Annotated in this window: 6 protein-coding genes and 2 riboswitches; of the genes, 2 read left to right on the top strand and 4 right to left on the bottom strand. The window is 71.6% G+C overall.

Features of this window, described 5'->3' with window-relative positions; all coding sequences use genetic code 11:
• Positions 1 to 128: 128 nt before the first annotated feature.
• The 4 genes from acs to ABD298_RS13775 are packed head-to-tail and all read right to left on the bottom strand — an operon-like array spanning position 129 to position 4934.
• Positions 129 to 2168: an acetate--CoA ligase gene (gene acs / locus ABD298_RS13790; RefSeq protein WP_344300314.1), complete on the bottom strand. Its 2040-nt coding sequence runs from the start codon at positions 2166 to 2168 to the stop codon at positions 129 to 131.
• Positions 2144 to 3007 carry an ABC transporter permease gene (locus ABD298_RS13785; protein WP_425564422.1) on the bottom strand — a complete coding sequence of 288 codons (864 nt, stop codon included), beginning with the start codon at positions 3005 to 3007 and terminating at the stop codon, positions 2144 to 2146. Before ABD298_RS13785 ends, acs begins: the two co-directional genes overlap by 25 nt.
• Complete coding sequence (locus ABD298_RS13780) at positions 3004 to 4017, bottom strand: aliphatic sulfonate ABC transporter substrate-binding protein (RefSeq protein WP_344300313.1); 1014 nt, start codon at positions 4015 to 4017, stop codon at positions 3004 to 3006. The genes ABD298_RS13785 and ABD298_RS13780 overlap by 4 nt, the downstream gene beginning before the upstream one ends.
• Before the next feature lie 50 nt (positions 4018 to 4067).
• A complete protein-coding gene (locus tag ABD298_RS13775; RefSeq protein WP_425564421.1) occupies positions 4068 to 4934 on the bottom strand; it encodes an ABC transporter ATP-binding protein in 867 nt (288 codons plus the stop codon).
• 5 nt (positions 4935 to 4939) lie between these two features.
• Positions 4940 to 5036, bottom strand: a riboswitch (SAM riboswitch).
• A 142-nt stretch (positions 5037 to 5178) separates the two neighbouring features.
• Positions 5179 to 5290, top strand: a riboswitch (SAM riboswitch).
• A gap of 41 nt (positions 5291 to 5331) precedes the next feature.
• Here ABD298_RS13775 and ABD298_RS13770 point away from each other — a divergent pair.
• Positions 5332 to 5814 (top strand): flavin reductase family protein, encoded by a 483-nt coding sequence (locus ABD298_RS13770; protein ID WP_208711449.1) that lies wholly within the window; start codon positions 5332 to 5334, stop codon positions 5812 to 5814.
• A gap of 92 nt (positions 5815 to 5906) precedes the next feature.
• Positions 5907 to 6851, top strand: coding sequence for an oxygenase MpaB family protein (locus ABD298_RS13765; RefSeq protein WP_344300311.1), 945 nt, complete (start codon positions 5907 to 5909; stop codon positions 6849 to 6851).
• The last annotated feature ends 25 nt before the right edge of the window (positions 6852 to 6876 follow it).

Here is a 6876-nt window from a genome sequence, read left to right as displayed (position 1 = left end):
ATATGCATGAACTGCTCCCCAGAAGACGGAACCGAATATCACGGTCCAACTTCCGGGGAGCAGTGCACAACGTTGCGGGGTCCCGTCGCGTCTCTTGCGGGGTCCCGTCCCGTTTGCTGTGGGGTCCGCTACCGCGCCGCGAGGACCTTCTCGATCTCCTTGATGCACGGCTCGTTCTGCAGGCTCGTCGTGTCCCCGAGCGTGCTGCCCTCGAAGAGCTGCGTGAGCAGGCGGCGCATGATCTTGCCCGAGCGCGTCTTCGGGACGTCGGGGACCACGACGACGTCGCGCGGCTTCGCGATCGGCCCGATCTCCTTCGCGACGTGGGCGCGCAGCGCGTCGGCAAGGACCTGCTCGGGGTCGTGGTTTCGGCTCCGCTCAACCAGCGTCTGGACCGCCGCGGGATTCACGACGACGAACGCCGCCACCGCGTGCCCCGTCGTCGGATCGGCCACGGGGCACACGCCCGCCTCGACGACGGCGGGGTGGGACACGAGCGCCGACTCAATCTCGATCGTCGAGAGCCGGTGGCCCGAGACGTTGAGCACGTCGTCGACCCGGCCGAGGATCCACGTGTCCCCGTCAGCGTCGGACTTCGCGCCATCCCCGGCGAGGAACCAGCCCTGCTCGGCGTACTTGCGCCAGTACGAGTCGAGGTACCGCTGCGGGTTGCCCCAGACCGTGCGCGCCATCGCGGGCCCCGTCTCGGTGACCACGATGAAGCCCTGCACCCCGGCCGGAACGGGAGCGCCGTCGTCGTCCACAATGGCCGTGGCGAGGCCCGGCAGCGCCCGCGTGGCGCACCCCGGCTTGAACGCGGCATCCGTCTGGCGCGGCGAGAGCACGGTAGCCCCCGTCTCGGACTGCCACCACGTGTCCACCATCGGCACGCCGCCCGGCACGTCGCCGCCGGAGTCCCGCCCGATGTTCTCGCGCAGCCACCGCCACGCCTCCGGGTTCACGGCCTCGCCCACGGTCCCGAGGACGCGGATGGACGAGAAGTCGTACTCGGCAGGCACGCCATCCGGGAACCAGCCCATGAGCGAGCGGACCAGCGTGGGCGCCGTGTAGTAGCTCGTGACGCCGTAGCGCTGGATGATCTCGAAGTGCCGGCCCGGGTGCGGGGTGTTGGGCGTGCCCTCGAAGATCACCTGGGTGACGCCGTTGGAGAGCGGGCCGTAGATCTCGTAGGTGTGCGCCGTGACCCAGGCGAGGTCGGCCGTGCACCAGTGCACGTCGGCGTCGCGCAGCGCAGGGTCCGGGTTGGCGAACAGGTACTCGTGGCTCCACGACGCCTGCGTGAGGTAGCCGCCGGTGGTGTGGACGAGGCCCTTCGGCTTCCCCGTGGTCCCGGAGGTGTACATGATGAACAGCGGGGTCTCGGCGTCGAACGCCTCCGCCTCGTGCGTCTCCGGCTGCGCGTCGACAAGCTCGTGCCACCACACGTCGCGGCCGGGCGTCCACGCGATCTCGGAGCCGGTGCGGCGGATCACCAGGACGTGCTCGACGGCGTTGTCCCCAGCTTCCGCTCCGCCGCGCACCGCGGCGTCGGCGTTGTCCTTGACCGGTACGGCCTTCCCGCGGCGGTACTGGCCGTCCGTGGTGACCAGGAGCTTCGCGCCCGTGTCCTCGACCCGGAAGCGGAGTGCCTCGGCGGAGAAGCCGCCGAACACGAGCGAGTGCACGGCCCCGATGCGGGCGCAGGCGAGCGTGATGACTACGGTCTCGACGAGAACGGGCAGGTAGATGACCACCCGGTCGCCCTTTCCGATGCCCAGCGCGAGCAGAGCGTTCGCGGCCTGGGAGACGCGCCGCTGCAGGTCCGCATACGTGACCGTGGTCCGGTCTCCCGGCTCGCCCTCGAAGTGCAGCGCGACCGTGTCCCCGCGGCCCGCGGCCACGTGCCGGTCGGCGCAGTTCACGGCCGCGTTCAGCCGGCCGCCCTCGAACCAGCGGATCACCGGGGGCTCGTTCGCCTCGACGTCCGCAGGGATCCACGTGTGCGCGCGCTCCCACGGGTGCGCCCACTCGAGGCGCCGCGCGGCGTCCTCCCAGAAGGTGAGGCGCTCTGGGTTCGTCTGGCCCGGGCCCGTCTGGGCAGAGCCCGTCTGGCCGCCGGCGCGGACGCCGGCCTCGTCAATGCTCACGCCCACCGGCGCACCGCCCATCTCTCGGCGACGCCCAGCAGGGCGTCGGTGATCTTGCCGATGACTGCCAGCAGCACGATGGCCAGGAGCAGCCTGTCGGTCCGTCCGTTGTTCTGCGAGTCGGTCAGGAGGAAGCCCAGGCCCATCGAGGACGCGATGAGCTCCGCCGCGACGAGGAACAGCCACGCCTGAGCGAGCGCGAGCCGCAGCCCTGAGAAGATCGCGGGCACGACGGCGGGCAGCTGGATCGTCGTCAGGAGCTGGAGGCCGCTGAGCCCGAACGCCCGCCCGGCCTCGACCAGCTTCCGGTCCACGTGCCGCAGCGCGAGGTACACCGTGGTGAACACGGGGAAGAACGCGCCGATCACGATCAGCGTGACCTTGGAGTTCTCCCCGATCTTGAGCCACAGGATCAGCAGCGGCACCCACGCGAGCGACGGCACGGCGCGAAGCGCCCCGATCGTCGGCGAGAGCAGCCGGTCCGCCCACTGCGACAGCCCCACGAGCGAGCCGAACGCGAGCCCCAGCGCCCCGCCGATCACGAATCCGAGCAGGACCCGCTGCGTCGAGATGCCCACGTGCTGCCACAGCTCGCCACGGCCCGCGAGCTCGGCCCCGGCCGCGACCACCGCGCCCGGCGCCGGCAGCTGGACAGCGCTGAACAGCCCCACCGAGGTGGACCACTGCCACAGCGCGAGCAGGACCAGGGGCACGACGGCGCCGATCGCCGCGCGCTTGAGCCCGCTGGCCGCGTCGCCCCGGGAACCACGGCGTGGGGTGCCGCGCACGACGGCGGGCGCTTCCGCGGCGTCGTGCGTCGCCTCAGCCTCGGGCAGGCTCCGGGAGGAGGCGGGGATCACTTCGCCGCCTTGGACGCGAAGCTCGGCTCGAGGAGCGAGGCGAGGGCGGCGTCGATCTTGTCCTGGCCGGAGACGTCCCCGGAGGCGACGAAGATCGGGCCGACCTTCTTCAGGACCGCCAGCTGCGTCTCGCCCGGGACCGGGTTGATGGCCAGCCGGGTGCGCTCCTTGATGACCTTCCCGGCCACCGCATCGGAGATGCTGGCGGCCTTGGCGAGGATCGAGGTGGTCTCCTCAAGGTTCGCGGCCGCCCAGCCGCGGGCCTTCTCGTAGGTGTCCACGACTGCCTGCGCCTGTTCGGGGCGGTCCTTGAGGAACGACTCGGTGGCGTTGAGGAAGCCGTACGTGTTGAAGTCGATGTTGCGGTAGAGCAGCTTCGCGCCGTTCTGCTCGGCGGCGGCCATGATCGGGTCGAGGCCGCTCCAGGCCTCGACCGAGCCGTTCTCCAGCGCCGTGCGGCCGTCAGCGTGCTGGAGGTTCTGGACCGTCACGTCGGACTGCTTGAGCCCGTTGGCCTCGAGGGCCTGCAGCAGGAAGAAGTACGGGTCGGTGCCCTTCGTCGCGGCGATCTGCCTGCCCTTGAGGTCCGCCACCGAGGAGATCTTCGAGTCCTTGCCGACCACGAGCGCTGCCCACTCCGGCTGGGAGTAGAGGCTGATCGCCTTGATGGGCGAGCCGTTCGCGCGGGCCAGGAGGGCGGCCGAGCCGGCGGTGGAGCCCACGTCGACGGCACCGGCGCGGAGGGCTTCGTTGGCCTTGTTCGAGCCAGCGGACTGGACCCAGTTGACGCCGACGCCCGAGGGCTTGAGGGCCTCCTCGAGCCAGCCCTTCTCCTTGATGACGACCGACAGCGGGTTGTACGTGGCCCAGTCGATGTTCAGGGTCCCGGCCGCCTTCGCAGCGGGCGCCGAGCCGCCGGAGCCCTCGCCGGCGCATGCGCTCAGACCGAGGGCGGCGGCGCCGAGGCCGAGGGCAAGGAAGGAGCGACGGGACGAGTGCAGGGCAGGCATGGGAAACCTCTTCTTGCGGGTGCGGGTGCGGGTGGAGTTGCAGGGGAAAGTCAGTGGTGGTGCGTGTCCACGCCGAGCGTGGACAGGAGGGTGCCGCGGAGGCGGGCGAGCTCGGCGTCGGCGCGGTCGCGTGGGCGCTCGCCCGGGACGTCCAGGACGTGCTGGATCGTGGCGCCGGGCACGCCGTCCTCGGAGCCGAGCACCACGACGCGGTCGGCGAGCTGGAGCGCCTCGTCGACGTCGTGGGTCACGAGCAGCACCGTCGTGGGCTCGGCCTCGTGGACGCGCAGGAGGAGGTCCTGCATCTTCAGCCGGGTGAGCGCATCGAGGGCGCCGAACGGCTCGTCCAGGAGCAGCACCCCGGGGCGCCGGGCCAGGGCACGGGCCAGCGAGGCCCGCTGGGCCATGCCGCCGGAGATCTCGCCCGGGCGGTACGCCGCGCAGTGGGTCAGGCCCACGAGGGCCAGGAGGCGGTCGACGGCGGCGCGCCCCTCGCGCTTGTCGGTCCCCTTAGGCAGGCCCAGGGCGACGTTGTCGTGCACGCTCAGCCAGGGCAGGAGCCGGGGCTCCTGGAAGCCAACGGCGCACAGGGGCGAGATGCCGCTGCTCGGCGCCCCGCCCACGAGAAGTTCCCCGGTCGCGGGGGCGTCGAGTCCGGCGGCGATGCGTAGCAGCGTGGACTTTCCCGAGCCGCTCGGGCCCAGCAGGGCCACGATCTCACCCGGGGCCAGCGCGAGGTCGACGTCGCGCAGGACGTGGGTCACGCCGTCGTGCGCGCCCGTCCCGGGGTGCCGGCCTCGGCGGGCGGCGAAGGACTGGGCGACGCCGCGGAACTCCAGCGAGGCGGCGCGGGGCGCGGCGAGGGCGGAACCGCGGTGGGTGGCCTCGGAAGTCGGCTGGGCCAGGGCAGAAGGCATGTGCATCTCCATCGGTTCTGGCGGTAGCACCTGTGGCCCCTGCGGGGGCCATGGTTGCTGCGGCGTCACGGAGCCAGATCTCTCGGCCGCTCGGGATGGTCACTTCACATTTCACGTAAAGAACGCCCGCCGTGCAAAACCAGAGGTCGGGGCGTGCGTAACAAATGACAATGTGTCCGCGTGTTTCCACCGCTCGCGGATACGTTGGACGACCGGTGGATTCCTTCCGTACTGTGAGGGACAGGATCAAGAGTCCCGGCGCGAAGCTCTGGCTGGCCGGGCGGCAACCCTCTCCCGTAGTGGGGTGCCCCAGATGAAGATCCGGCCGCGGTGGCCATCCGCGGCAAGTACGGCGCCTGCGAACCGTGGGCGTCCGGCCGACTAGCTGGAGGAGCCCATGACAGCGACACCCCTCGACCTCGTGACGGGCGCGGACCTGCGCCGCGCCATGGGGCACTGGGCCACGGGCATCGCCGTCATCACCACCTCGGACGGCGGCGCGATCGCAGGCCTCGTGAGCAACTCGTTCACGTCGATCAGCCTCGACCCGCCGCTCGTCTCGTGGGCGGTGGACAAGAAGTCGAGCTCATTCGAGATCTGGAACCGCACCGACAACTACGCCGTGCACATCCTGTCCGAGTCCCATCGGGACCTCGTGGCACGGTTCGCGGCGAAGGGGACGGACAAGTTCGCGGGACTGGCCTGGGAGCCCGGGACGCTGGGTTCGCCGATTGTGGCCGACGACGTCCCGCACCTCGAGTGTCGCCTCTGGCAGCGGGTGGACGCGGGGGACCACGTCATCCTGATCGGCGAGGTGGTCAGCGTCTCGGATCCGGAGGAGTTCGTCCCCCTGACCAACCACGTGTACTGGGCAAAGTAGACCGACGGCGCATCAGCGCCAGGCAGCCGGGGCCCCGGCTCCCCTTGACCGGAGGGGGCCCCGGCCAGCCAACCCGCCGGTACGCTGGATGAGTGACCACCGGTCTCAACGACACGCTCATCGGCCCGCTGCGGCGCCGCCTCCTGACGACCTTCTCCGGCCAGTCCGAGGGGAACCTGGCCTGGGAGGAAGCCCTCGAAGAGGGCGACGACGCCGGGTACTTCGCGCCTGACTCCGCGGTCTGGGCCGTCCACGGGGGCATGACGCCCATCGCCGCCGGCATCCGCGCCCTGCTCACGCAGGCCCTGCACCCGGGCGTGCTCGCCGGTGTCGTGGAGCACTCGAACTACCGCGCCGACCCCCTCGCGCGGCTCGCCGGCACGATCCGCTGGATCTTCACCGTCACCTACGGGGACACCGCGGCCGCCCGCCGTGCGTGCGCGTGGGTGCGTAAGCGGCACGTGCCCGTGGAGGGGGAGTTCGTCACGGGCCACGGCACGCACGAGCACTACTCCGCCAATGACTCCACACTGGCCGAGTGGGTCCACCTCGCCTTCACGGACGCGTTCCTGCGGGCGTACGAATCGCTTGCCGGGCCGGTTCCCGGGGGCGCGGACCGCTACGTGGGGGAGTGGGCCGTGGCCGGGGAGCTCATGGGGGTGGCCGACCCACCGCGCACCGCGTCCGCCCTCGTCGAACGGATGGAGGCGTACGACACCGCCGGGCAGCTTGCCGGCGGACCGCGCCTGGCCGACGTGGTCTCGTTCCTGCGCCGGCCGCCGCTCGACCCGCTGCTGCGCCCGGGCTACGCCGTGCTGTTCAACGCGGTGGTCGCGGGGATGCCGCAGCGGCACCTGGACCTGCTGGGGCTCGTGCGCCCCCGCCTCGGGCCGGTGCCGCTCCCGGTGACGGGCGCCGCGAAGGCGACCCTCGCCGTCGTGGGTCGGGCCCTCGACCCGATGTCGCCGAGTGAGGCGGCCGCGCGCCGTCGTCTGGCCCGCCTCGGCGTCCTCCCCGGTCCATCGACTGCTCCGTAAGTGTCGTTCTGGGGCCTCAAAACGA

The organism is Sinomonas flava, from assembly GCF_039531875.1.
GTDB lineage: Bacteria > Actinomycetota > Actinomycetes > Actinomycetales > Micrococcaceae > Sinomonas > Sinomonas flava.
The sequence above is the reverse complement of the archived record's forward strand: the minus strand, read 5'-3'. Positions and strand labels throughout refer to the sequence as shown.

What these genes read in the sequence shown, in the direction of transcription:
- acs (WP_344300314.1), bottom strand. Translation starts at nt 2,168, where the DNA reads ATGGGCGGTGCGCCGGTGGGCGTGAGCATTGACGAGGCCGGCGTCCGC.
- ABD298_RS13780 (WP_344300313.1), bottom strand. Translation starts at nt 4,017, where the DNA reads ATGCCTGCCCTGCACTCGTCCCGTCGCTCCTTCCTTGCCCTCGGCCTC.
- ABD298_RS13775 (WP_425564421.1), bottom strand. Translation starts at nt 4,934, where the DNA reads ATGCCTTCTGCCCTGGCCCAGCCGACTTCCGAGGCCACCCACCGCGGT.
- ABD298_RS13770 (WP_208711449.1), top strand. Translation starts at nt 5,332, where the DNA reads ATGACAGCGACACCCCTCGACCTCGTGACGGGCGCGGACCTGCGCCGC.